This window comes from Paenibacillus mendelii (genome assembly GCF_024498075.1).
GTDB classification, from domain to species: Bacteria; Bacillota; Bacilli; order Paenibacillales; family Paenibacillaceae; genus Paenibacillus_Z; species Paenibacillus_Z mendelii.
Genome location: NZ_JANHOF010000008.1, coordinates 151657 through 174746 on the forward strand (window position 1 = coordinate 151657; position 23090 = coordinate 174746).

General features: G+C 46.2%; 20 protein-coding genes and 2 pseudogenes. 4 read left to right on the top strand and 18 right to left on the bottom strand.

Going from position 1 to position 23090, the window contains the following annotated elements:
* Nucleotides 1–79 precede the first annotated feature (79 nt).
* Nucleotides 80–406 carry an aminoglycoside phosphotransferase family protein gene (locus tag NNL21_RS22945; protein WP_204821651.1) on the top strand — a complete coding sequence of 109 codons (327 nt, stop codon included), beginning with the start codon at nucleotides 80–82 and terminating at the stop codon, nucleotides 404–406.
* A 9-nt stretch (nucleotides 407–415) separates the two neighbouring features.
* Nucleotides 416–1000 (top strand): aminoglycoside phosphotransferase family protein, encoded by a 585-nt coding sequence (locus NNL21_RS22950; protein WP_204821650.1) that lies wholly within the window; start codon nucleotides 416–418, stop codon nucleotides 998–1000.
* Between the two features lie 114 nt (nucleotides 1001–1114).
* Here the strand turns inward: NNL21_RS22950 and NNL21_RS22955 are convergent, their stop codons facing one another.
* The 5 genes from NNL21_RS22955 to NNL21_RS22975 all read right to left on the bottom strand — a co-directional run bounded on the left by NNL21_RS22955 (nucleotide 1115) and on the right by NNL21_RS22975 (nucleotide 4791).
* Nucleotides 1115–1984, bottom strand: coding sequence for an SDR family oxidoreductase (locus NNL21_RS22955; RefSeq protein WP_204821649.1), 870 nt, complete (start codon nucleotides 1982–1984; stop codon nucleotides 1115–1117).
* Nucleotides 1985–2080: 96 nt separating this feature from the next.
* Nucleotides 2081–2497 (bottom strand): Rrf2 family transcriptional regulator, encoded by a 417-nt coding sequence (locus NNL21_RS22960; protein ID WP_204821648.1) that lies wholly within the window; start codon nucleotides 2495–2497, stop codon nucleotides 2081–2083.
* Between the two features lie 202 nt (nucleotides 2498–2699).
* The gene (locus NNL21_RS22965; protein ID WP_204821647.1) at nucleotides 2700–2906 is read right to left on the bottom strand and encodes a DUF5957 family protein; all 207 of its coding nucleotides are present in this window, start codon (nucleotides 2904–2906) and stop codon (nucleotides 2700–2702) included.
* 29 nt (nucleotides 2907–2935) lie between these two features.
* Nucleotides 2936–4384: a multicopper oxidase family protein gene (locus NNL21_RS22970; protein WP_204821646.1), complete on the bottom strand. Its 1449-nt coding sequence runs from the start codon at nucleotides 4382–4384 to the stop codon at nucleotides 2936–2938.
* Nucleotides 4381–4791, bottom strand: a complete 411-nt coding sequence (locus NNL21_RS22975) for a DUF6220 domain-containing protein (protein WP_204821645.1) — start codon at nucleotides 4789–4791, stop codon at nucleotides 4381–4383. The genes NNL21_RS22970 and NNL21_RS22975 overlap by 4 nt, the downstream gene beginning before the upstream one ends.
* A gap of 161 nt (nucleotides 4792–4952) precedes the next feature.
* Between NNL21_RS22975 and NNL21_RS22980 the strand changes: the two genes are divergently transcribed.
* Both NNL21_RS22980 and NNL21_RS22985 read left to right on the top strand, forming a co-directional pair.
* Nucleotides 4953–5639 carry a response regulator gene (locus NNL21_RS22980; protein WP_204821644.1) on the top strand — a complete coding sequence of 229 codons (687 nt, stop codon included), beginning with the start codon at nucleotides 4953–4955 and terminating at the stop codon, nucleotides 5637–5639.
* Nucleotides 5636–6994, top strand: a complete 1359-nt coding sequence (locus tag NNL21_RS22985; RefSeq protein WP_204821643.1) for a sensor histidine kinase — start codon at nucleotides 5636–5638, stop codon at nucleotides 6992–6994. Before NNL21_RS22980 ends, NNL21_RS22985 begins: the two co-directional genes overlap by 4 nt.
* A 77-nt stretch (nucleotides 6995–7071) precedes the next feature.
* Here NNL21_RS22985 and NNL21_RS22990 read toward each other — a convergent pair whose 3' ends face one another.
* From NNL21_RS22990 to NNL21_RS23040, 13 genes and pseudogenes are all read right to left on the bottom strand, one after another.
* Nucleotides 7072–8358 carry a leucine-rich repeat domain-containing protein gene (locus NNL21_RS22990; protein ID WP_204821642.1) on the bottom strand — a complete coding sequence of 429 codons (1287 nt, stop codon included), beginning with the start codon at nucleotides 8356–8358 and terminating at the stop codon, nucleotides 7072–7074.
* Nucleotides 8359–8691: 333 nt separating this feature from the next.
* The gene (locus NNL21_RS22995) at nucleotides 8692–9084 is read right to left on the bottom strand and encodes a DUF1259 domain-containing protein (protein ID WP_204821641.1); all 393 of its coding nucleotides are present in this window, start codon (nucleotides 9082–9084) and stop codon (nucleotides 8692–8694) included.
* Nucleotides 9085–9146: 62 nt separating this feature from the next.
* Complete coding sequence (locus NNL21_RS23000; protein ID WP_204821640.1) at nucleotides 9147–10286, bottom strand: response regulator; 1140 nt, start codon at nucleotides 10284–10286, stop codon at nucleotides 9147–9149.
* A complete protein-coding gene (locus NNL21_RS23005; RefSeq protein ID WP_204821639.1) occupies nucleotides 10283–12085 on the bottom strand; it encodes a sensor histidine kinase in 1803 nt (600 codons plus the stop codon). Before NNL21_RS23005 ends, NNL21_RS23000 begins: the two co-directional genes overlap by 4 nt.
* Before the next feature lie 313 nt (nucleotides 12086–12398).
* Nucleotides 12399–12467, bottom strand: a pseudogene (locus NNL21_RS36600) (damage-inducible protein DinB); the annotation flags it as partial.
* Nucleotide 12468: 1 nt separating this feature from the next.
* Nucleotides 12469–12623, bottom strand: a pseudogene (locus NNL21_RS23010) (helix-turn-helix transcriptional regulator); the annotation flags it as partial.
* 141 nt (nucleotides 12624–12764) lie between these two features.
* A complete protein-coding gene (locus NNL21_RS37020; protein ID WP_444875341.1) occupies nucleotides 12765–13091 on the bottom strand; it encodes a DUF7832 domain-containing protein in 327 nt (108 codons plus the stop codon).
* A 295-nt stretch (nucleotides 13092–13386) separates the two neighbouring features.
* Nucleotides 13387–15627, bottom strand: coding sequence for a family 78 glycoside hydrolase catalytic domain (locus NNL21_RS23015; RefSeq protein WP_256555415.1), 2241 nt, complete (start codon nucleotides 15625–15627; stop codon nucleotides 13387–13389).
* 11 nt (nucleotides 15628–15638) lie between these two features.
* A complete protein-coding gene (locus tag NNL21_RS23020; protein WP_204821638.1) occupies nucleotides 15639–16922 on the bottom strand; it encodes an FAD-dependent oxidoreductase in 1284 nt (427 codons plus the stop codon).
* Between the two features lie 61 nt (nucleotides 16923–16983).
* Nucleotides 16984–18618: an extracellular solute-binding protein gene (locus NNL21_RS23025; RefSeq protein ID WP_204821637.1), complete on the bottom strand. Its 1635-nt coding sequence runs from the start codon at nucleotides 18616–18618 to the stop codon at nucleotides 16984–16986.
* 24 nt (nucleotides 18619–18642) lie between these two features.
* Complete coding sequence (locus NNL21_RS23030; RefSeq protein ID WP_204821636.1) at nucleotides 18643–19539, bottom strand: carbohydrate ABC transporter permease; 897 nt, start codon at nucleotides 19537–19539, stop codon at nucleotides 18643–18645.
* Nucleotides 19540–19570: 31 nt separating this feature from the next.
* Nucleotides 19571–20470 (bottom strand): ABC transporter permease, encoded by a 900-nt coding sequence (locus NNL21_RS23035; protein ID WP_256555416.1) that lies wholly within the window; start codon nucleotides 20468–20470, stop codon nucleotides 19571–19573.
* 117 nt (nucleotides 20471–20587) lie between these two features.
* On the bottom strand, nucleotides 20588–22840 hold the full coding sequence (locus tag NNL21_RS23040; protein WP_204821634.1) for an AraC family transcriptional regulator: 2253 nt from the start codon (nucleotides 22838–22840) through the stop codon (nucleotides 20588–20590).
* Nucleotides 22841–23090: the final 250 nt, after the last annotated feature.

Below are 23090 nucleotides of genomic sequence, written 5' to 3' on the forward strand. Positions count from 1 at the left end.
CTATACGTTGACCCGTGCATTATGGGGTGATAACGTCAATGGTAATAATAGGGAGATATGAGAGGGGAGAAAGGTGATTATGGAAGAACAAACTATTCACATTAGAAATAAAGTTGAGGATTTATTACATGCAAAAGTTGAAAATATTATTAAATTCAATAACGTTCCTAATAATTCAGTCTATAAAGTTTCAATAGAAAACAAGCCCTACATTTTTAAAATCTATAAGCAGAAAACGTGGCCCGAAGACGGCAAGCTCATGTTTGTAAATCGTACATTGATGAAACATCATATTAACTGTGCACGGATGATTGCCTTCGACAGAAGCGATGCCCATTTTCCAACTGGGTTTCTGCTCGAGGAATGTCTGCCCGGTGAAACCGCGGATCGTATTGTGTTCGATTAAAAATCGGGGATGGAGTTTTACACGAAATTTGCAAGACTGTTATCGAATATACATCGGATACCTATAGAAAACTACGGCTATATTGGCAGTGGCATAGCAGATTACGAATCTTTTATTGATTGCATTCATGATAAATATGATGAAATAACGAATGGCTTGATAAAAAAGAAGTTATTTAATGAAGTCAGCTTACTGGAAATAAAGAAAACGGTTATCGACAGACTCCGTTTATGCGAAAGCCTCCCCTCTGTATTGTGCCATGGTGATCTATCAACCAAAAATGTAATGATCGATGAACATGGTGATCTGACGTTAATCGATTGGGATGATGCGATGGCGTATAATTGGATAGCAGATCTATCCAGAATGACCTACTGGATGAAATTGAAATACAACGAGTATGAGTATGAATTATACAGAGATACCTTTATTGAGCATTACTCAACCGTACATTCAAAAGGGGATTTCCACGCTTTAGAAAACACCTTTCATGTATGGATCGGTCTCGATCATTTGAATTTCTATGCCCATACTCCCCAATATGAAGACGCTTGGGCATACTTCAACGAAACAGTAGACAAGCTTCATAGATAATGCAATCGTTAGCTTTCCCCAACCTTCTCCAGCCTTTCTGTATGCACATATAAAAAAGAAGCCATCCCGCCGGTCGTATTAGGACCTTCTGGGACAACCTCTTTGCTAGCGCGTTTAATTAGACTTAATTTCGTTTACGATTTGACGGAGAGCCTCATCGAGCGGCGTAGCCGGACGACCTAGCAGCTTCTGAAAATCATTGCTCTCGACTTCCAATGCGCCATCTCGAATCGCGCTCTGAATCCCAACCAGGATCGGAACGACCGGTTCAGGTACGCCTGCGCTGCTCATGATGCTGGCATAAGCGGTGTCATCTACTTGTTGAACGGGAACTTCCCGGCCCAAGACACCGGCAAGGGTCGCAGCCAATTCTTCTTGTGTCGTAAGTTTGCCGGACAGCTCATAAACGGAATTCTCGTGGCCTTCACCAACCAGTACCGCAGCAGCTGCCTGTGCATAATCGCGACGGGTCGCCCAGCCTACTTTGCCGGATCCCGCCGACGTCAGCCAAGGCGCTCCTCCAAGGACCGCTTGAATGCTGCTGATCTCGTTCTCCAAGTACCAGTTGTTGCGCAGGAAGGAATAAGGAATCCCCGTGTTTTTAATGACTTCCTCCGTGGCACGATGCACCGGCGCAAGGAAAATCGGGTTCTCGCTTGCATTTCCTAGGCTAGTATAGGCAATGAAACCGACATTAGCGCGCTGAGCTGCCGTTACGGCAGCGGCATGCTGGCGAATCCGCGTTTCGTTGTCGCCGTCCGTGGATACGATCAAGAGGCGGTCGATACCCGCGAACGCTTGATCTAGCGTATCCGGTTGGTCAAAATCCCCATGCCGTACGTCCACGCCGCGGACACGAAGGCTTTCCGCTTTCTCCGGATTGCGAACGCTGACCGCCAGATCCTTTGCCGGCACGGTTTCCAATAACGTCTCAATTACAATCGAACCCAACTTCCCTGCTGCGCCTGTCACCAATATTTTCATCGTAATTCCTCCCTATTTATCACATCTAATCGTATCCTGTCGTTATAACGACTTCGGTTACAACGACAATTATAAAAAAAGCTCTAAGAGCTTTTATTACACAAACTGAGTTGCCAGCTGACTTATGTTCACTTGAGCCAACCTTTGCTCCATTGCAGATTGGGCTTCCTGCATTTCAAAGCGAAGAGCTGCTTCAATGTTCCGGCCAACCGGGCACTGGGGATTAGGTTCATCGTGAAAATTAAACAGTTGACCATCCTCGATGACTTCCACGGCGCGGTAAACGTCCAGAAGCGTGATCTGATCCAGATTCTTCAGCAAGGAAGCGCCGCCCACTCCGGGACGAATGTCCACGAGCCCCGCCTTCTTGAGCATCCCCATAATTCTGCGGATGATAACCGGATTTGTATTCACACTGCCCGCAATGAAATCGCCGGTACAATCTTTGGAGCTAATGGCGATCAGAGATAGGATGTGGACAGCAATGGAAAATCGGCTACTAATCTGTTTCACTAAGCATCACCACCGTTGTAATCATTGTAGTTACAACCTGACAGAATGTCAATCTCTAGCCCGGTGAAAAGTTAATCTGATACATGACCATGCGTCCACCCGCACAACCTTGGTGTACGGCTTCCCCGACGGCCCTCTTCCACGATCAAGATACCCCTACGCCGTTGCAGCGATAGGGGTATTTGTGTAAGCGCAGGCACGTTCACTTCCCAGATCGTCTACGGCGCTGAACCAGCAGCAATGCGATAATCGCTCCTGCAGCAGGCATCAGGGTTGACAGGATTCCAATAAACACGATGGGAACGCTGTCGAACATTCGCAAACCGAAGCGCACGATCAGCTCAAACAGGACGAACCCACCAATTAATCCACCTATTAATGCAAGTATGGTTATACCGGCGTTCTTCAAGTTAATCCTTTCCTCCTTATTTAGCTCCATTAATCCGGAATATTTCCCGACTTGGTTCCGACGCGGTAAGGTGTCTTAACGCCCTCATAGTTGACCATCATCGTCATACCGGCGGCGGCATGCCCCAAGTTATGGCAATGCTCCATCCATAATCCCGGGTTATTCGCCTGAAACGCGATTTCATATACATCGCCTTTAAATAATAGAATGCTGTCGGCATAGATCGGACTGCCCGTTAATGGCTTGCCGTTTTTCGTCAATACCTTAAACAAATGGCCATGCAGATGCATCGGATGCTCGGATCCCAACTGATGCTCGAATCGCACTTTAATCCATTCTCCTTCTTTCACCATGATGGGCGGAATGTGATGGCCGCTTTTGCCGTTAATGTTTACCGGCCCAAGCACCAAATCGTACGTGCGGTCAAATTTCATATCGGGTGAGATCCCGTCAGCCTTTGGGGCGCCATAATCGGTAAAGTCAAACACGGGTGCATCGTTGTCCAGCTTCTTCGGCGCCTGGCCTTCGCCCAACGTGATTTTCCAGCCGGATACTTTCTTACTGTATACTTGTACCTGACCCTGATTCGGCATCGTAAACAGAACATCGTATCGCTGGCCTCCGCCAATCGGTATCCATTCGCCGCGAAGTTTATCAGGCTCGTTCAGGTCTTGCCCGTCGATGGAAATGACCTGAAAATCGGTACCGGCGATACCCATCCACTGTACTAAATTGTAGGCGTTGATAAGCCGCAGACGAATCGTTTCACCCGGCTTGGCATCCAATTGAAGCCCACCGGAGAGACCGTTGGTCAATACATCCTTATCATTAAGCTTCTGGAGCGTTACTGCATAATCGCGATCGTAATGGAAGGTTTCTTCTTTCGGCTCAACAATTAACCGTCCGATGAGACCTTTTTCCGCTTGCTCGGAGCTTTGTTGATGAGAATGATACCAATACGTACCCGGATGTCTGGCAATGAATTCGTACGTAAACCGTTCGCCAGGCCATACGGCATCTTGTGTAACGCCGGGTACGCCATCCTGGGAGCAGGGCAAGACAACGCCATGCCAATGAATGGTGACTCCCTTTTCAATGTCCTTGTTGAGCAAGTTTACGACGACACGGTCCCCTTCGCGCACGCGCAACTCCGGACCAGGTGTAGTACCGTTGAAGGTCCACGCTTTACGTTCTTTGCCGTTATTCAATTCTAAAGACGCTGCAGCTGCTGTCAGGTCGAACGTTCGGACTGGACCGGTTGATGCCGGTTCAGTCAAATCCGCGCAGGACACGGCATTTGCATCCGCGGCAGACTGGCTGCCATGTTCCAGGTGCGAATGTTCTTCCGTCGATCCCATATCGATTTCTTCCGGAACTTTGACGCTAATGGATCCGCAGGCTGAAATCGCCAGCATGCAAGCGAGCAGGATGATGAGCCATGAACAGGTCCTCTTAAAGCGATTTCTCCAAGCCTTCATCGGGATTCCCCTTTTCCAACCGCTGCGGTCCATCGAGCCGTCTGCCTCGCCACAGACAGGGAAAGCCAGAACAATACCAGAGCTAATACAGGGTGCAGCGCTCCTGCGATTTGGACATGAGAGGTAAAATATTGGGCAAAAATAAGAACGAATAGCGCAGCCGTCTGCCAGCGCACCTTATTCGGAAGCCGGCCGATAAAGGCGAATAGAAGCATCAGGATCGGCACGAATTCGAACAAGTGAACGAAGGCGGCATGATCACTCCATCGGCCCGGATCGTCAAAAATCGCCGCACCTGCAAGAAATGTCTGGATAACAATACAACCGACGAACAGCCAAGCGAGACATACAAACACGAAACTTATCCATCGACTGCGCCCGTAAGCGCCAGCAGCAGCATCCTTCAAAATGATTAACCTCCATCCTTGTTAATACCTTATGGGGTTATATTAGCAATCTCATGTTGTGAACCTGTGAAGATCTGTTGCGATTGTCGTGAATTTAAGCCGCGCCCTCATAGAATCTGTATAATTAAGAAGAATGTTGGATTGGAGGAAGGAGAATCGAATTGTCGCATACTTTACTTCTCGTAGACGACGAAGAGAAAGTTCTGGACTTTATGGTGCCTTTTTTACGCCAGGAAGGCTATGAGATTGTTACCGCCCGAACGGGCAAAGAAGCTCTAAGCGTGGTACGGGAGAGGAAACCCTCGCTTGTCGTACTGGACTGGATGCTGCCGGAGATGAGCGGTTTGGACGTTTGCCGGGAGCTTCGCAAGACGAACCACTTGGGCATCATTATGGTGACGGCGCGAGCCGAAGAAACGGATAAAATTATCGGCCTTGAAGTGGGGGCCGACGATTATTTGGTTAAGCCTTTCTCGCTGCGGGAGCTTGTTGCCCGAATACGTTCCGTGCTTCGCAGGATAGAGGGCAATGAGATCGCCATGCAGACGATCGAGCGAGGAGAGCTGTCCATCTCGGAATCGCAATGCCGCGTATGGAAAAGTGGACAAGAAATTCCGTTGACGCCTACGGAGTTCAAAATGCTGCTTTCCCTAGCCGCCAAACCGGGTATCGTTTACAGCCGTCTGCAGCTCCTGCATGCCGCTCTTGAAGACGATATATTGAACGACGAGCGAACCGTCGACGCCCATATTAGCAAAATTCGGAGAAAAATCGAAACCGACCCGTCCAACCCGATATTTATTCAGACGGTTTATGGATTCGGCTATCGCTTCGGGGACCGAACATGACAGTCAGACGCAAGCTGTTTGTCTCCATTGCCTCATTCATAGTAGCGATGAGCGTTATATTCGTGCTGGTGACACAATTCGTTGTGAAAGCAGCGCTCGAGCATATTCGAATAGTGGATCGAAGCGAACAGATGACGGAACTGTCGGAGATATTCTTAGATTATTTCAAGCAAAGCGGAGGATCTTGGGATCGGGCTCAGGACGATCCAATCGTCTTAAACGGCTACAAGAACCTGCCAACTGCAAGCATCCTGCTGAAATCCGCCACGGGCGAAGTGCTCTATTCTCAAGGCGAGGCTTCATTCGAAATGATAACCCGATTAGGCATACACAGCGATATTCGGCTCAATGGCGAAACGATTGCCGTATTGTACTATCACGACCCGGAAGTCGCCAATTTATCGAAGATTCAGATTGGCATCAGCAGCTCGGTATCGACACTGCTAATGATCGGCAGCTTGATCTTCCTGCTGGTCTCTCTGCTAATTGCCAATTGGCTATCGAAGCGGTTAACGAGGCCGCTCGGCCAGCTCCTCCCGGCTATTGAACGGTTGGGAAGAGGCGAACTCGGCGTTCAAGCCCCTGTATCAAGTAAGGATGAGTACGGAACTGTGGCGCGAGCCTTGAACAATATGTCCCAACAACTGCAGCTCGCTGAAGAGGTGCGCCGTAATCTTGTCGCGGACGTCTCTCATGAACTTCGAACGCCGCTGACCATCCTAAGAGGCAAACTTGACCTGATACAAGAATTCGGACATTCGATCAAGCCTGAAGCTTTGCTTCCGTTGCAGGATGAATTAATCCGCTTAACGCGCTTAGTTGATGATCTGCATCAGCTGTCGCTTGCCGAAGCCAAGAAGCTGTCGATCGATCGGAAGCTTACCAATATCGAGGCGCTGTTACAGCGTATGATCGAGCGGGTTGAGGACGATGCGGAAAGCAAACGAGTCGCCATCGTTCTACATCGTACGTCCAACGTTCCGGAGATCCTGATCGATCCGTACCGAATGACTCAAGTGTTCTTGAATCTCTTAGTCAATGCGATTCGACACACACCGTCAGGTGGATTGATTACGGTTAACATCGAAGCAGATAAGAGACCGGTGGATGAGAGCGGGAGTCTGCGAATCTCAATTACCGATACGGGAACTGGAATCAACCCGGAGCATCTTCCGTATATTTTCAACCGTTTCTATCGGGCGGACGAAGCGCGTACCCGGCACAGCGGTGGAATGGGCTTGGGTCTGGCCATTGCCAAAGAGTTCGTATTGGCTCATAACGGGACCATGGATGTCAGCAGCACCTTGGGAGAGGGAACTACCTTTATCGTCACTTTGCCCATTGTGACAAGGTAAGCATCCAATGAATATCACAAAAATATCTACAAAAATGGATATTGTAAGGCCCTATAGACGCAATCCCCGTCCAGGGTTTAATACGTTTCATACACGAGGTCGCTGTTCATTTCAAGCTTATTATTAAACGTCACGTAAATATATAGTTGTCCAGCCGGGGTATCACCCGCATCGTAACCCAATCGAAAGGTGCTTTCTCTATCAAATGCCAGCTCAGACAGAACTAACTCGGTCACATCCTCGTCAGGATGCATGGAGGCAATCAGGTCCAGCGCTCGATCACACAGCTCGCCAACGTGCTCCCATGCTTTCTTGATGATGGGCGACAGCCGTTTCATATCCGCCTTGGCGGGGACATCCACTGTAACGGAAAGCTCATTCCCCTTATAACGAAGCGTTGATTTATAGGAAGATAGCGAGACATCGTAGTGAAAAGTCCCGATCCCCTTGATCGTATGGTCCGGCTCAACGATAAGATTATTAGAATAATCCAGCTTCTCCAGCTTTGGATTATGGCTGGTATCCAGCTTCGAGATTTTATTTTCCGAGCAATAGAGCTCGACTACTTGCGCATTATGGCTGAGATCCAAGCTTGTGATGTGATTATTAAAGCATCTTAAGCTTTGCAAGACCGGATTTCCGGTTACATCCAAATTCGTAAGATGATTGTTATTGCAGCGGATTTCAATCAAGCTCGAGCAGCCCCTTATGTTTAAGGCGATCAAATAATTGTTTCCGCAATCGAGATATGTAAGCCGCGTGTTTGAATCCAATTTGAGGTCAAATATGGAATTGTAACTGCAGTTAAGTTCCGTTAAGTTCATATTCTGATCGAAATGCAATTCCGAAATGATGTTCCAATAACAGTCCAGCTTGGCGAGCATGGCATTCTGACTGACGTCCAAATTCCGGATTCGGTTAAACCCGCAGTCCACTGTTTCCAGCTTCGCATTGTCCGTCAAATCCAAGGAATGAATCTCGTTTTTGTTACAGTTAAGCTCTTTCAACAACGGATTACGGCTGATATCCAGCCGGGTCAACTCATTGTACCTGCAAGACAGCTGCTCCAGCTTCGGATTATAACCCGTGTCCAGAAAAGTTAATTTGTTACCCCCGCAATCCAACGTTCTCAGGTTGATATTCTTGCTGATGTCGAGCTCCGTCACGTTATTGAACGAGCAATCCAGCTCCTCAAGAGAAACAAAATGTTCAATCCCTTTCAGACTTGAATATCTATGGTTAGCCAGCTGGAGCGATTCGATTCGATCCACATCGCTCGTCTGGATCGATTCGCGATTTCCGCAAAAAGTTTCCAGAACGTAGGCTTTGAAACGTTCATCAATGAAATCTTGGGTAATATTCATGGCGCTCCTCCTAAGGGCATTTTACTTGATGCCCATCACTGCGTTAATGGATGATTTACGTTTATAACCGCGCGGCGGTTCCCGAACCACTCGCAAGATGCGGGTTGCAGATTCCTCCGCAAGCTTTATTATAGATTCCCGTGACGAAAAGAGCAGCGGTCTTTTCACCTGCTCGCTTGGGTGATTATGGGAAATTCGGCTCAGTTTCGGCGAGATAGGCTTATCCAACATAAAATCCCCTTCACGGTAAAAGACTGCTCATCTTACCATAGAGGGGATGGATTTTTTGCAATGCTCGCAATTGTTTGATCTGAGCATTCCTTGCCGCTCTTCTCATTCATGAACAGCATCTAACGCACGCCTAACTTTTCTTGCAAAAACGAGTGGCCGATCAACCGCTTCAATATTGATATAGATCAAACGGGGCTGCTCGAATAACCACTCGTTATGGACAGACGAAACCTTTATTCCTTGTTTACGAATGGCTGTAAGGAATGTATTGATTTCTTTCTGCAAGAAGGCCGCTCTACCTACACAAAGCGCTCTGCCAGTTCTAGCATGTAAGGACTCGAACGAAAAAGAAGACGTTACGCTAAATCTTTTGCCCAAAATGGTTGCACGTATTTGATTTCGATTGATTGTCGAAACGCATTTGCCGCCAGCAAAGCCGGGTATGCCCCCAATAATTCTAGAGAACTGTTCACAAAGCGAGTCGTTATGCACCATCCTTCTTTTCCTCCCCTGTTTTTCAATTATGGTATGAATAACAGGAACAGGATTGAACCGGATTATCGCCTAATATCTACATCCGCTTGAAGCTGGGCATATACATGGACGAGTTCCTTCGAAGGAGCCGTATCCAGCTCCTTACGCAGGTTTTTCTCATATCTCTTGAACACACGGGTTAAGGAAATCTTATCCTTCTGAGCAGCGTAAGCGCTGAGCAGCAGTTGAACGGTCTCTTCATCCCATTCGTTATAGCTTAATAGTTTATTCAGCAATCGGACTGCTGTGTCGTCCATCTGATGTTCCAGCAATACGCTTGCCAGCTTCTTAACAAATACGGCATAAAGGCTGGATAACCGTTCAATATCGTTTAATGCCCACAGATATGCTTTCTCACCGAACAAATCTCCAGCGTAGAGGTCTTCAATCTCCAAGGCAGCATAAAGATTGTTAGCGTCAATGACCGCAAACCGTTTCAGTCCATCCTCGAATAAGACGAAGTCGATGGATTCCTGAGCAATGTCCAATCCATACACGTCATGATCCGATAAAATAACGGATTTCAACCCGTGAGGCTGAAGCGACTTTCTCATCTGATAAATGGTTGTATTGAGGTAGGTAACCGCATTCTTCTGCGGCATCTCACCGAACACATCGCTGACTATCCTTGCTCTAGATATCATTCTTCCGCGATTCATCAGCAAATACCCGAATAACTCCGCACTCTTTCTGGAGCGCCATTTCACATAGCCTGTTGTGCCGCTTCGCACCTCCAGCCCGCCTAATCCATAAATATCAATTTGATTATTTCCCTTGTCATCCTCGTCCATCTCCATGAACCTTTGGATCGCCATCGCCCTCTTGACCGATCTCTCAATCCGTTCCAAGGACACCGGCTTTACGATATAATCCAAGGCATAGACATCGAATGCATCCATCGCATATTCTTTATGCGAGGTCACGAAGACGATGTGAAGATCAGGGCGCTGCTCTGCCATCCTCTGGGCAAACGACATCCCGCTCTCATCTGGCATACTAATATCTACAAAGGCCATGTGCACGTCATTCTCCTGAATGAACAAGGAAGCGGAGGCCGTGTCCTGGAAGGATCCGACAATTTCAATATGGTGAAGCTTAGCAAGACTTTTCCTCATCACATAATGCATCGCCAACTCATCGTCAATGATGATTACTTTCATCATAATGCAAGCTCCTTCTCTATTCGCAGCTGTGCACGTACGGTGTCTTTTGCAGGAAGGGTGAATAGGAATGTACTTCCGTGGTCAGTATTGCTCTCGAACCAGATATTACCGCCATTCAGATGAACAAATTTTGCACATAAATACAACCCTAATCCGCTGCCTTTCTCCCCGTCTGTACCCGCTTTGGAACCCTGTTGGACGTCATGGAACAAGGACCCACCAACCTTTGGATCAACCCCCACACCGGAATCACGCACCAAGACGGTGACCTTCCCCTCTTCCTGCCTGGCTTCTATGTGAATATGCCCGCCAATCTCCGTAAACTTAATTGCATTGGATAGCAGATTCCTAAGGACCAGATCCATCATTTCCTTGTCTGCAAATACAAGAATGCCTTCATGTACAGAGGAGATCAAGTGAATGTGTTTGAGCTCACTGCGGGCTTCCATGGTAGCAACAGACTTCTGGACAATAAGTGCCAAATCCCACACAAGCGGGCTGAAGCTGGCCTTTCCCTTCTGGCTGCGAAACCAATCCAATAAATTCTCCACCAACATGTAGGTATCTCTTACCTGGCTGCTTACTTCATGGAAGACATTAAATTCCTCACTTCCGGCATCTACGAAATCCTCTTCTATGATTTCTGTTAAATTTACTAGCAAGGCCAAGGGATCACGAATATCATGGGTGACGACCGTAAATAACTTGTCCTTAAATGCATTTAATTCCGCCAATTGTTCGGCATTGGACAGAAGCGTGTCCTGATACTCGGTAATTTGCGTGATGTCGCTCAAAATAAGCATTTTCCCCAATATATGCCGGTCTCGGTCACGAATGACGGATATCTTCACATGATAGTATCGCATCTTCTCATCTTGCCTTATCGAAATTTGGTTCTCACTATTCATGGGCTCTTTAAGCTTCGACAATAGATCTGGATGAGCAGATAATACATCATAGATAGATTTCAACCTATCTGGTAATGCAGGCAACTCTCCGAAAATTCCCTTGGCCGCCTCGTTACTATGCGTAATGTTGTTGTCATAATCCACAATAATGACGCCATCCTGCATCGTCTCAAAGACGGTTTGCAGCGCAAGAGGGCCTAGTCTAAGGAGATTGAACCGGTAGATTCCCCATATGTATATTAATCCGGACAAGGTAAAGCCAAACGGCGTCCAATCCAAATGAATCCCTTGAAATCCAAGGTACATGAGGTTGGACAGCCACGGCGCCGCGCCACCGAGCATCATCAGCACAACCTGCTTACGAACAAGAGGCACCGCCTTCAAATACATCACAGTAAACAAGAACATACCTGCTGAAGCCAGAACATAATTATATGAAACCTGTACCCAATACCAGGGTCCTTTCAGTAAGAGGACCGGGGATAGATGGGAGGTATTGAAATCATACTGTATGTCCTTGTAATAGAAGTGATGCAGGTCGTTGGTGTAATGAAGAACCAGTGTCAGCGCGGGGATGGTAAATAACAACAATATGACCCATCTTTTCAATAAAGCCCGATGCCCGGTATAGAATATGACGAGCAGCAGCCAAAAAGTGGATATAAAAGGGATTCCGATATATTGTATCCCTAACCAGAGCCTCACACGACCCGGGTCTGTACTCATCACTTCGAACGCATAACCAAAGGAATAGAAGGAAGCACTCAGCATGACTAGAGCGTTGTACGCAGCTACTTCTATTTTTCGTTTTCGAAATGAAAGATATGAAACGAAAAGCATGAGAATGGTTGCAACCAGTAATAACAGAAACATAGACATTTGGAAACTCATTCTTGTACCCCCAGGTGATAGATATGATATTCCTGTCTAGTTCTGCGATATAATGAATAACTATTAGCCTATCGTACGCAGTATCTTCTACTTTCATAAGTACATGGACCCGCACCTATTGTACCATGTGTTGGAATTCACTTGTCGTATTATTCGACATTTTCCTTGGGCTCCCCGTTAGCGTCATACTCTCCCACCTTCGAATCGTAAATTCGCTATGAGATAATCCTCCTCATGAAACCGAAAAGGATTTTCTTGCGACAGGACGGGTTTACGTAAATCGATCGACGGTCACGCCGATAGGTTTGGGCCGCACCTTATCAACCGCATAAATATGACTAAGGGCATGGGCGATGGTGGGAAACTAGCTGTTCACTTCTTGACAGTCGATCAATGGTTCCTTGCGCACGCTCGTCTTCAAACACGGAGGGGAGAGGCTGCTGATCACGGTGATCAGGGAAGCGACATCATGTGAACCGAGCAAGCTTTTATCCATTTTATATCCGTCCATCATGCCATATCCGCCATTCATTCCCTGATGGTTCAACATAATTTCATAAGTATCCCCACCCTTTATCCCTTTTCGTAATGCCGGTCATTATTATAACAAATTTATTCCAGCTCATCTTGAGATTGGCCCGCTTGTAGTGCCGCGGCAGATGAGAACTTCCACAACATATCAATCTGTCGAATCCGTAAAACCTGGATAACGGATGCCCGGGTCGTTCACCTTTTCGATGAGTACGTATCCCCCTGGTGTCTTACGGTATCCTGCTTCTGTCCCCATATAAAATAAAATACCCTCTCGGTTAAGAGAGGGTATTCCCGCTTTTGCGGCGTTTCCAGTCCCGGAAATGCTTCGTAATAGGAACATGCCCGTTGGAATGTAGGCTTGAGTGGAATCTAGTTCTTGAGGAAAGTCGCCTTCATAGTACCATTTCGCTTTGTCGTACACGTATATTTCATTTTCCGCGATCTGAAATAAGACATCTTTCGGTCCTTCCACAAAACCTTTATTTTTCAGTTCATCAGCCAGTTCTTTCAGCCGGTCGATTGCTTCCTGCTTGGTGGGATATGGCTCGTATGTCGTCTTCTTATCGGGATATAAGCGGCCACTTGCTTGGGTGATTATGGGAACTTATACTCAATTTCGGCGAGAAAAGCTTTCAAAATAAATCCCCGTAAATGTGGCCCCAAACATTACTTCCTCACCAGCGACACACAGCACTCCACATGTGTCGAATTAGCAGAGTCAACACATTTTTAATCAAAGGGAATGGTGATCAGCGCCCATTGCGGGCTTACCAGCCATTCTGGCATCCGCGTACCAGTACCCCATCAGGCACCTTTAATTGTGTTTGTCCTTTGCCATGCTCCAGAACAAACTCGCCGGCAACCGTTCTGAAAGATAAGCGCAGTTCTGTGAGGCTTGCTGGAATTTTAGGATTAAAGGATACTTCCGTCCAGCCGGGCTCTGCAGGCTGTATGCCCGCGATATGCTCAATCAACAGCGGTATCGGAGCGCTACCCCATGGATGGCATAAGCTTGTATTCCACTTCGCTTCCTTCGACCAAGCTTCGAAGCAGGTTGTCGCCCCTTCCTTCACCATCGTGCTCCAAGAATTGGCATCATCGGATACAATTAGCTCATAGAGCAAGTCATATTCTCCCGCCTTTGCAAGCGCCTGAAGCACAAAATAAGCCATATAGACGCCGCAGCCCAGTCTTTTTCGGCGAATCAATCGCACAATCGACTCTTCTTCTTTCCCTTCATCAACAAGGCCAAACAGCAGCGGCAGTGCATTTGCATGCAGAGAGTGATGGCTTGAACCTGCCGCGTCAACAAACCATTGATTATCCTGATCATAAAACTGCACTCGAAATGCCTCGCGCCTTTTGGCTTGCTGCCGCCGGTCCCTCAAATCATCATCAAGGGCTAAAATTTCCCGAATTTGCAAAACGTCACTCCAAGAACCGTAATAAAAGGCGTTCAAAACATTGTGGCAGCCGTCTCCAACGGGCAGCGTTAGTGGAAAATCATAGCCGTCTCTCATGCCTTCAGGCCAGTCTACTAAATTCCATTTATCCGTTACCCGCTCCAGCAAACCGTCATCTCTTTCAAACTGTCTAAAATGTTGGAGAATTCCTTCCGCCGCTGGAAGCATATCGCGCAAAAAGCCAGCATCGCCGCTCTGTCTGTAATATTGCAAAAGCTGCATGGGCCATTGCAGTGAAAAGTCGGCAATTTCCTGCATATGATGTCCCGGCGCAACCGCAGTAAAGCCTGCGCATACTTTTTGGGAGTAAAGCTGAAAATCGAGCAATGATTTGCGAAACAATCGCAAATCTCCCGATATATAAGTATGGGCATGCGTAATAATCGTATTGTCGCCCAGATATTGCCCCTTCTCTCTGCTTGGACAATCCACATAGTTTTCTTGAGAGCCCCATTTTACGCCATTACTGCAAATGGACCAAATCTGATTCAACATGGCATTGGAGGAGTGGAAGTGACTCGCTTGCCCATCCAACGGATAATGCCTTGCAATGGCATGAATGCTATCGAGATCTATGCTAACCGAGACCGGCGAGATAATTTCGGCATAGCGAAAAGCTTTATAGTCATAAAAGTCAGGTTCATCCACCGCTCCTGACAAGGTCCACAGCTCCCGGTAGTCGCAATTGCAGCGCATATTGAAGCGAACACGCTGCGGCTCGCCCTCCCGCCCGTCCCGCACGCCACCTTGAAGCTCCAGCAGCTCCTCGCCGCAGCGGATTTCCACTACATCCCCCGCTTGTCCGCATGCCTTCAGCTGCAGCTGCCCGGTCAGCTCATGGCCAAAATCAATCCAGAAGCCACCCTCTGGCAGCGGAACAATTTGCTGCGGCTTTATTGTATAGACCGACACCGGAGGTGTTGGCTGTAACAACAGCTTATAATCATGGGAGTTGAGCGTGTGACACGGCTTCCAGCCTGTAGGAGAAGGCTCCCGCCAGTCAGCCCGTTTTTTTCTGCTGTCTATCGCTTCAAGAAACTGAGTATTGTATCCAATAATGCCTCCGCTGCTGTATTCTTCAGCTATTCGATACAGCCAGGTCTGATCGCTGTACACAATCAAACGTCCGTCCATCTCCAATTCCGCGATCATGCCCTGCCGATAATCCCCGCTGTTATAAGCACGGCAGATAAGTCCTTGATAATAAAGATGAACAGCGATAACATTATTCCCTTGCTTTAAATATGGCGTTACGTTATAGCGGTTATAATAATAATGATCGTTACTACTTTGCGCCGGGCCTTGACCAACCAACTGCCCGTTTATATATAGCTTATAATAATCATCGGCTGTGATATCCAGCCAGGCTTCCTTACCAACCCGGTTAAGCTCAAAAGTTTTATGGATGAGCATATGAACATTCTTCATGCTTTCCTCGTGACTATGCGTCTGCCTAATTTCTAGTTCCTTATGAAACAATTCAAGTTTAGGCATATTTGTAAATCGTTCATCAGTAATCCAGAGCCCAGTCCAAGTTTTATCCACTTCAAAGCCTCCTATCCTCTCTTTGGTACTATTGCACCGTGCTGCTTCAAGCAATCAGAAAGTTCCTTATAGGACAAATCCTTTACCGTCACGTTATTTTTTGCGGCGAGCGCAGCAGCAGCTCCAGCAGCCTGACCGGTAGCCATGCAGGTTGCTTGAACCCGATATGCAGAATTAGCCATTTGATCGCCTGAAATACAGCGTCCGGCAACTAAAAGATGATCACTCTGAACAGGAATGAGCGCCTTGTAAGGAATGGTTGCTACTACATGCTCTGCCGGATATTTTTTTATAATCACATTGCTGCTCGGGTGGTGCAGATCAATAGGATAGTAGCTGTAACAAACCGCGTCCGGCCAAACATACCCATTTAAATAAGCCTCCTCGCTAATTGTTTCCTCACCTTTAATCCGCCATGTTTCCCGAATCCCGCATTCACTCGCGGCGAAGCGAATTTTAAGCTGTTCACAGCCTGGTACTGTACGCAAAAATTTGTAGATGCGCATCAAGGTTTGACGCGCCTCCAGCTCTGCCGCCGTTCTCAAGGATGAGCTTCCGCCGTTTATACCAGGTACATGCATACTTATTGCGCCGCCCTTCAAATCGTGATAGAACGGAATATCACTTGCGGGATGATCAGTAATGCGAATTTCGCCTTTTGCAAGCGCCGCTTCATATAGCTGCTTCAACTTATGCGGATTAATATCCTTTATTTCATAACCATCAATTTCATTAATTAAAGTTCCGGGCTGCTTATGCTCGCTTTGGATGCGCTCAAAACCGAGCAAGCCGCACACATCGGCATCGCCGGTTGCGTCAACAACCTTGCTGGCATGCAGCACACTCAGCCCCTCCTTGCCAGCTACAGTCAGCAGAATTCCGGAATCTGTCTGTTCTGCCGCCGCTGTTATTTCATGCAGCCGCAAATCCACTCCGGTTGTTACACACAGATCATCGAGTACAGCAGCAAACAGAAAGCGATTGATGCGTATTTGATGCTGCCAGTGCCGCTCTGGCACTACCGAAAAATCCGGCAGCTTCAAGCCTTCAAGCTCAGCTGTCCGCACTACCGCATCCCAACCGATTCCGGCTATAACCTGTTTCCCCCAAGCATGAAATAATCCTGGATAATTAACCGCTCCGACTGTCGTCGTTCCACCCAGCAGCCCGTTCTTTTCTATTAATGCCGTTTTTGCTCCCGCTTTAGCAGCTTGAATCGCTGCTGTAAAACCAGCGGCACCGCCGCCAACAACGACTACATCATACTCTTTTACTTTGCGTTCTTTCACGAACATAACTCTTCCCCCTATAATAAAAGGAGCGAGCGCAGCTTAGCCCGCTTCGCCCGCTCCTATTTTAGTTTGCGCTGTTCCAACGATCGTAGGAGGCTTGATAGATGCTTACCAATTCCTCTACTCCCATTTTGTTCATCGTTTGAACGTAGTCCTCCCATTTGGACACAGGCTCTTGACCAACAACAATTTTCGCTTCCATTTGTTCAATAAAGGTTTGCAGATCTACAGTAATCGCATTTACCCGTTGCAGCTCTTCTTCCGTAAAATAGGTAAGCGGGAATGCCTTTTTGCCATGGTCAATATATTGACCAACCTGATCGTTCAGTACAAATCCAAGCCAATCTGATTTCAAAAACTTTCTCTCCAACGCTTCATTAGCAAATCCATAGCCCAGATTGGATACCTTCATATTTTTAAAATCATTTTCCAGCATTCCCTCAGGCACGATATACTCAATATACTTTGGCTCCGTATCGGACCAGCGGTAGCTTTCCCCTTCAATGCCGTATTGTGCGTGCAAATAGCCTTCCTCCGTGTAAAGATGATCCAGCCAGCGAATCGTTGCTTCAGGATGCTTATTCGCACTAGTGATCGCGAATGAACCGCGGCGTATCGTATCCCTCTCCGGGAAAATAGGTGTTGCGCCAGCCTCGCTCACAAGCGGCGGCATTTGTGGATTGTCCAGAATGTTGTGAGGTACGACCTGCTTTTCCTTCCCGCCAAACACCGGCAAGCTGTTGCCCATAACTCCGTAAAGTCCATTCTCGCCTTTTGCAGTCATTTGAGCTTTATTTTGAGAGAAAATTTCATTATCCAACAGCTTTTCGGCATAAAGCTTATTCATTAAGGTCAGATAGTTTTTATAGCCTTGCTGCACCGGTACAAATCTGACTTTATCATCCGATACGTCTATAAAATCACTTACATATCCGAAATAAGACAGCATAATAGGACGAATATAACTAAGCTTGTTATCTCCTGTTAGCGGAATCTCATCTGCTTTTCCGTTTTGGTTAGGGTCCTTATCACGGAACATGACTAGCAAATCATAAAATTCATCAACGGTTTTAGGAAGCTCGCTAATATTTAACTTTTTAAGCCATTCGCCATTAACAAATAATCTGAGGAAACGGTCGCGCGGATGATCTGCAATTTGCGGCAGTGCATAAATATGTCCATCCGGCGCAGTGATCGATTTGCGGATCTCCGGATAATCTTGAAACAGCTTAGTTAAGGTTGGCGCATAATCTGCAATTAATTGCTCAAGCGGAATCAACATGCCTTGCGCTCCATAATTCACCTCATCGTTACTGCTAAGTCCGCCCATAAAAAATAAATCGGGCAACTCATTGCTGGCAAAAGCCAAATTTTTTCTCTCCATATAGGAGGAGCTTGGAAGTGTAGTAAAGTCAAATTGGATATTCGTATCCGCTTCCATTCCTTTAAAGAAATAGAGATCTTCCCAGTTTCGCTGCATATCCTCTGCCCCCATCATGGTCAGCTTAATCGGCTTGCCGACAATGGGAAGTCCAGTCTTATTAAACGCTTCCGTAGAAACGGACGATTTCGGGGCATCTGAAGCTCCTTTATTATCCGAACCTGTATTGCCTTCATTTCCAGTCGAAGAGCAACCCGACAATAAGGCAATACTTAGTGCTAATGCTGCAATCATACTGCGTGATTTTCTATTTTTCATAGGAAACCCTCCCTTTTCTTTTCATTATCCTTTAATCGATCCAATCATTACGCCTTGCACAAAATGGCGCTGTACAAACGGATAAACAATAATAAGCGGCAGTGCAGCTACAATCATAACTGCGTATTTGATCAGCTCCGATATCCGGGTTTGCTCCGACATCATTAATTCTACATCGCCGCCGTCCATAAGCATTTGCGCCGCTATTTCTTGCTGTACTAATATTTCCCGCAAAAACAGCTGTAACGGAAACAGACCTCTATCGCTAAGATAAATTAATGCGCCAAAGTATTGATTCCAGTGACCGACACCATAGAACAAAGCCATAACAGCAATCAACGCTTTTGATAAAGGCAGCACAATAACAAATAACATTCTAAAATCAGAACAGCCGTCTATAGCAGCCGCCTCTTCCATCTCCCGCGAAATATTCGATTGGAAAAAGGTACGCGATACAATGATATTAATTGCCGAAGCCGCTGCTGGCAGAAGTAAAGCCCAATACGTATTTACCATGCCTAAGTCTTTCACTAGCAAATAGGTTGGTATTAATCCGCCGCTAAAAAACATCGTAAAAATAATTATAAGTGTAACAGCTTTACGTCCCGGTAAATCCTTTCTCGCTAAAGCATAGGCACACGGCAAGGTGACAGCCAGATTAATAAGAACACCGGCAACCGTATAAAACGCTGAATTGATATAACCCGTCCATATATCCGGATTTCGAAATACCCGCTCATAGCCTTCTAGCGTTAGTCCCTTTGGCCATAACCACATTTGCCCAGAATTCACATACGACGGATCACTAATAGATGCACTCACAATATACACCAATGGATACAAAACCATCAGTGTCAGGATTACAAGAAACCCATTATTAATAGTTTGGAACACCCGGTCTCCAAAAGCTTGTCTTATCATTCCTCTTCCCCTCCGGTCTTCCGCTTCGTTGTTACCATAAGCTGTTGCCGCTTCTTCTTGCCAGTCTGTTAAACGTAAGCAGAATCGCAAAGTTAATTAGATTGTTAAATAATCCGATTGCCGCAGTATAACTGTACTGTGCTTGAAGAAGACCGCTCCGGTATACATGGGTTTGAATGACCTCAGAGGATTCCATGTTAAGCGGGTTTTGCAATAGATAGATTTTTTCAAAGCCGACATTCATAAAGCTTCCCAGATTTAAAATAAACAAAATCATAATGGTCGGCATAATGCCCGGGATATTAATATGAAATATCCGCTGCCAGCGGCTGGCCCCATCAATTTGCGCAGCTTCATGCAGCTCTGGGTTGATGCCTGCAAGCGCCGCTAAATAAATAATGGCCCCCCAGCCTAGATTTTGCCATTCACCGGACAGCACATAAATGCTTTTGAACCATCCAGGCTCTGTAATAAAGGAGACCGGATCTCCGCCTAGAGCTTTTATAATCGTATTGACTATTCCTGACGATGGATCAAGAAAAACTAGAATCATGCCCGAAATGACAACCACAGAAATAAAATGAGGAGCATAAGTGACCAGCTGCACAAGACGTTTAAAGCGAGCTCTCGTTACCTCATGGATGGAAAGCGCTACAATAATCGAAACCGGAAATAAAGCCAGCTGGAACAAATTTATTTGCAGCGTATTTTTTAACAGCAGCCAAAAATAGTACGAATTAAAAAAACGTTCAAAATGATCAAAGCCGATCCAAGCGCTCCCCCATATTCCTTTTACAGCCGAATAATTTTTAAAGGCAATTTGTGCACCATAAATCGGGATATAATGAAAAATAATAAAGTAGGCAAGTGCTGGAACGAGAAATGCATACAGCTGCCAATACTTGCGGACATTTTTTGAAAGCGTGCCCATTTGAGATGTATTCCCTCCCCTCATCGGTTGATGCTACTCACTATAGGGTTGAAGGGAGGATGCTGTAAATAAGTGCTTTTTGCTCAATAGGTCATATTTGATTCCGTCATAAATGACCTATTCATTCAGTTCCTTTTTCCTGTATTCGCCTGGAGTTAGTCCCTCTGATTTTTTAAACTTCTTAATAAAGCTTGACATATCCTGATATCCGGCTTCAATTATAATCTCTTTAATGGGACGATCTGTTGACAGCATCTCCTGCTTAACTGCGTCGATCCGCAGCTGCTGTACATATTCCGTAAATGACGTGCCTGTCTGTTCACGTATCAATCTGCTTATATAGGAAGCTGAAACATCGAATTGCTGAGCAAGCACTTCCAAACTCAGCTGATCCGATCTGTACCGATTATCAATCTCTTGTGTAATCTTGCTGCATAGATCAGCCCGCTTCGATTTTTTGCCTGCCTCCACATGCTCGCAAATACGCGCCACTACGAGGCCCATGCTTTCCCGTAAATCCTCCAAAGTCTGAAACTCCATCATCTTTTTCGTTTCCGGCCAATCCAGCCCAAGCTTAAGGCTTCTCATTTCCTTCAGCACAGCATTTACAAGATCAAAGCAAATATAGCGAAGCAGCAGCATAGATTGCTCCATCTGCGCAATATTGTCCAGCATCGCATGTAAGGAATCCAAGCAAACGGCTTGATCAGCCATTCTAAGGCTTTGGGTGAATTTCATCTGGTCACCCATCGAATATTGGCGATTTTGATCCTGGAGCTTGGCTATATCTTCAAAGAACAGCACATGCCCTTCCGGAAACAACAGCCGATATTCTATCGTAGCCAGCCCCTCGATAAAGGACTGATTAATTGCCCTCAGCTCACTGCAAATCGTCCCGACACCTATCAAGGAATTTATACCGAGCCGTTCCCGCAGCAACGACTGTATGGCCCCGGCAGCCTGCTTCTGATTCTCTCTTGTATCCGGGACAGACTGTTGAACAGACATAACAAGCGCAAATGCCTGCTCTTCAAGCAGCTCGATACCAAATCCGTTGCAATCAGCAGCCTCCACTCGATTCAAAATCTGGTATAGAGCCTCTCGACCAGATGCTCCTAATATCTGACTGCTATCCTGTCTATACGAAATGACCATAACAAAATAATAATTGCCTTGAATATACGGATATAATGCTGATCCTGCCTCTGCCTCAGATTCGCTCCCTGTTAGCGCCCGATAGAGCATTTGATCGATAACAAGTGGCCGCTGCTGTTCCATATTCGTTTCCAGTTGCAGCGTATAATGATGCAAGTCATCAACCGCCCCGCGAATGAGTTCAAACTCATTGAAGCTTTTCCGCTCTGACCTTCCAAGTGAACCGCGATGCTGCAAGTGCGCAACAAGCGCACGAATAGGACCTGATTTCTTGAATGAAACGAACAAAGCTGCGAGGATGCCAATAACAAGAACAAATAAAAGCACCGCGCTGGCAAGCTGCTTGAAATGAATGACGCGATACCAAAACTGATCTGTAGGCATCACGATCATATACGTCCAGCCCGTTAGCTCCGATTTCTCGCTCATTACCGAATAGCGGGTTGAACCAATCCTACTGATGACCTCGCCTGTCTTGAGCTCTGTTTTTTGCATAATGCGCTCCAGCTCAGGAGAATCCTCATTGCGCTCAACAGCAAGCACTTCACCAACTTCATTCAATAAATAGACAGCGCCCTGCAAATTGCCAAGCATATTTTTCATCATATTCGTCAGCATAGATTCATTGATCAAAAATAAAACTGTCCCATGAGGCTGGCTATTGTTCGGCATGACCGGAAACATATAAGTCAACAAACGTTCCTCCCGGTTTCCTCTTATCTGTACAGGAATAGCAGGCTTCAGAGTAATATGGCGGATTGTGGACAAATCATTTAGAAAAGCTTCCTGATCTGCTTGTGGAAAGAGGTACATATCCTTGGTCAGAACATCAAGTGAAACAACGCCTTCATTCGAAAAAATATTACTGTCATTGCGGAAATAAAGAAATAATCCCTCCAAAATCAAGCTATTGTCCTTATATCTGGATAATTCTTTTACCGTTTCCGCAGCCGAATAGTCATTCCGCTTAGCTGCATATGGAGTCAAACGCTGATCAAGAGCCATTTTGGCAGCCAAATGCTTCAAGCCGTTAATCTGGCCATCGAGATAGCTTTGCACTTGCTTTAGCTTATAGCTGTTGGCTTGCTCTATCTCGTGCTGCACAACCTTTACCGCGTTCATATATATAAAAATGCCGAGAATGAGAAAAGGTATAGCAAAAATAAAAACATAGGAAATCAAATAATCTCTCCACAGCTTAGATCTTTTTTTCATTGCTTACACTGCCCCTTTTTTATATTTATCTATTAATCTTAATTTATTGTACAGCAATCATTGTTAGCGCTTACAAATAGTGAGATGAAATATATATAGCACCCTTAACATTTTATATATAATTTCGGCCCGGAAGTAAATAAGTGATTTTTGACAAATAGGTCATATCCGTTTTTCAGCTTGCAGAAAAACGAAAAGCACCCGCTGTAAGATTCTGCAGACAAAACGGACAGCACAAAGCCGCCACCCT

Coding starts and splice junctions, on each gene's coding strand:
- NNL21_RS23035 (WP_256555416.1), bottom strand. CDS start 20,470: ATGGGCACGCTTTCAAAAAATGTCCGCAAGTATTGGCAGCTGTATGCA.
- NNL21_RS23020 (WP_204821638.1), bottom strand. CDS start 16,922: ATGTTCGTGAAAGAACGCAAAGTAAAAGAGTATGATGTAGTCGTTGTT.
- NNL21_RS22985 (WP_204821643.1), top strand. CDS start 5,636: ATGACAGTCAGACGCAAGCTGTTTGTCTCCATTGCCTCATTCATAGTA.
- NNL21_RS22970 (WP_204821646.1), bottom strand. CDS start 4,384: ATGAAGGCTTGGAGAAATCGCTTTAAGAGGACCTGTTCATGGCTCATC.
- NNL21_RS23030 (WP_204821636.1), bottom strand. CDS start 19,539: ATGATAAGACAAGCTTTTGGAGACCGGGTGTTCCAAACTATTAATAAT.
- NNL21_RS23025 (WP_204821637.1), bottom strand. CDS start 18,618: ATGAAAAATAGAAAATCACGCAGTATGATTGCAGCATTAGCACTAAGT.
- NNL21_RS22995 (WP_204821641.1), bottom strand. CDS start 9,084: ATGGTGCATAACGACTCGCTTTGTGAACAGTTCTCTAGAATTATTGGG.
- NNL21_RS22950 (WP_204821650.1), top strand. CDS start 416: ATGGAGTTTTACACGAAATTTGCAAGACTGTTATCGAATATACATCGG.
- NNL21_RS22945 (WP_204821651.1), top strand. CDS start 80: ATGGAAGAACAAACTATTCACATTAGAAATAAAGTTGAGGATTTATTA.
- NNL21_RS23005 (WP_204821639.1), bottom strand. CDS start 12,085: ATGAGTTTCCAAATGTCTATGTTTCTGTTATTACTGGTTGCAACCATT.
- NNL21_RS23040 (WP_204821634.1), bottom strand. CDS start 22,840: ATGAAAAAAAGATCTAAGCTGTGGAGAGATTATTTGATTTCCTATGTT.
- NNL21_RS22955 (WP_204821649.1), bottom strand. CDS start 1,984: ATGAAAATATTGGTGACAGGCGCAGCAGGGAAGTTGGGTTCGATTGTA.
- NNL21_RS22990 (WP_204821642.1), bottom strand. CDS start 8,358: ATGAATATTACCCAAGATTTCATTGATGAACGTTTCAAAGCCTACGTT.
- NNL21_RS23000 (WP_204821640.1), bottom strand. CDS start 10,286: ATGATGAAAGTAATCATCATTGACGATGAGTTGGCGATGCATTATGTG.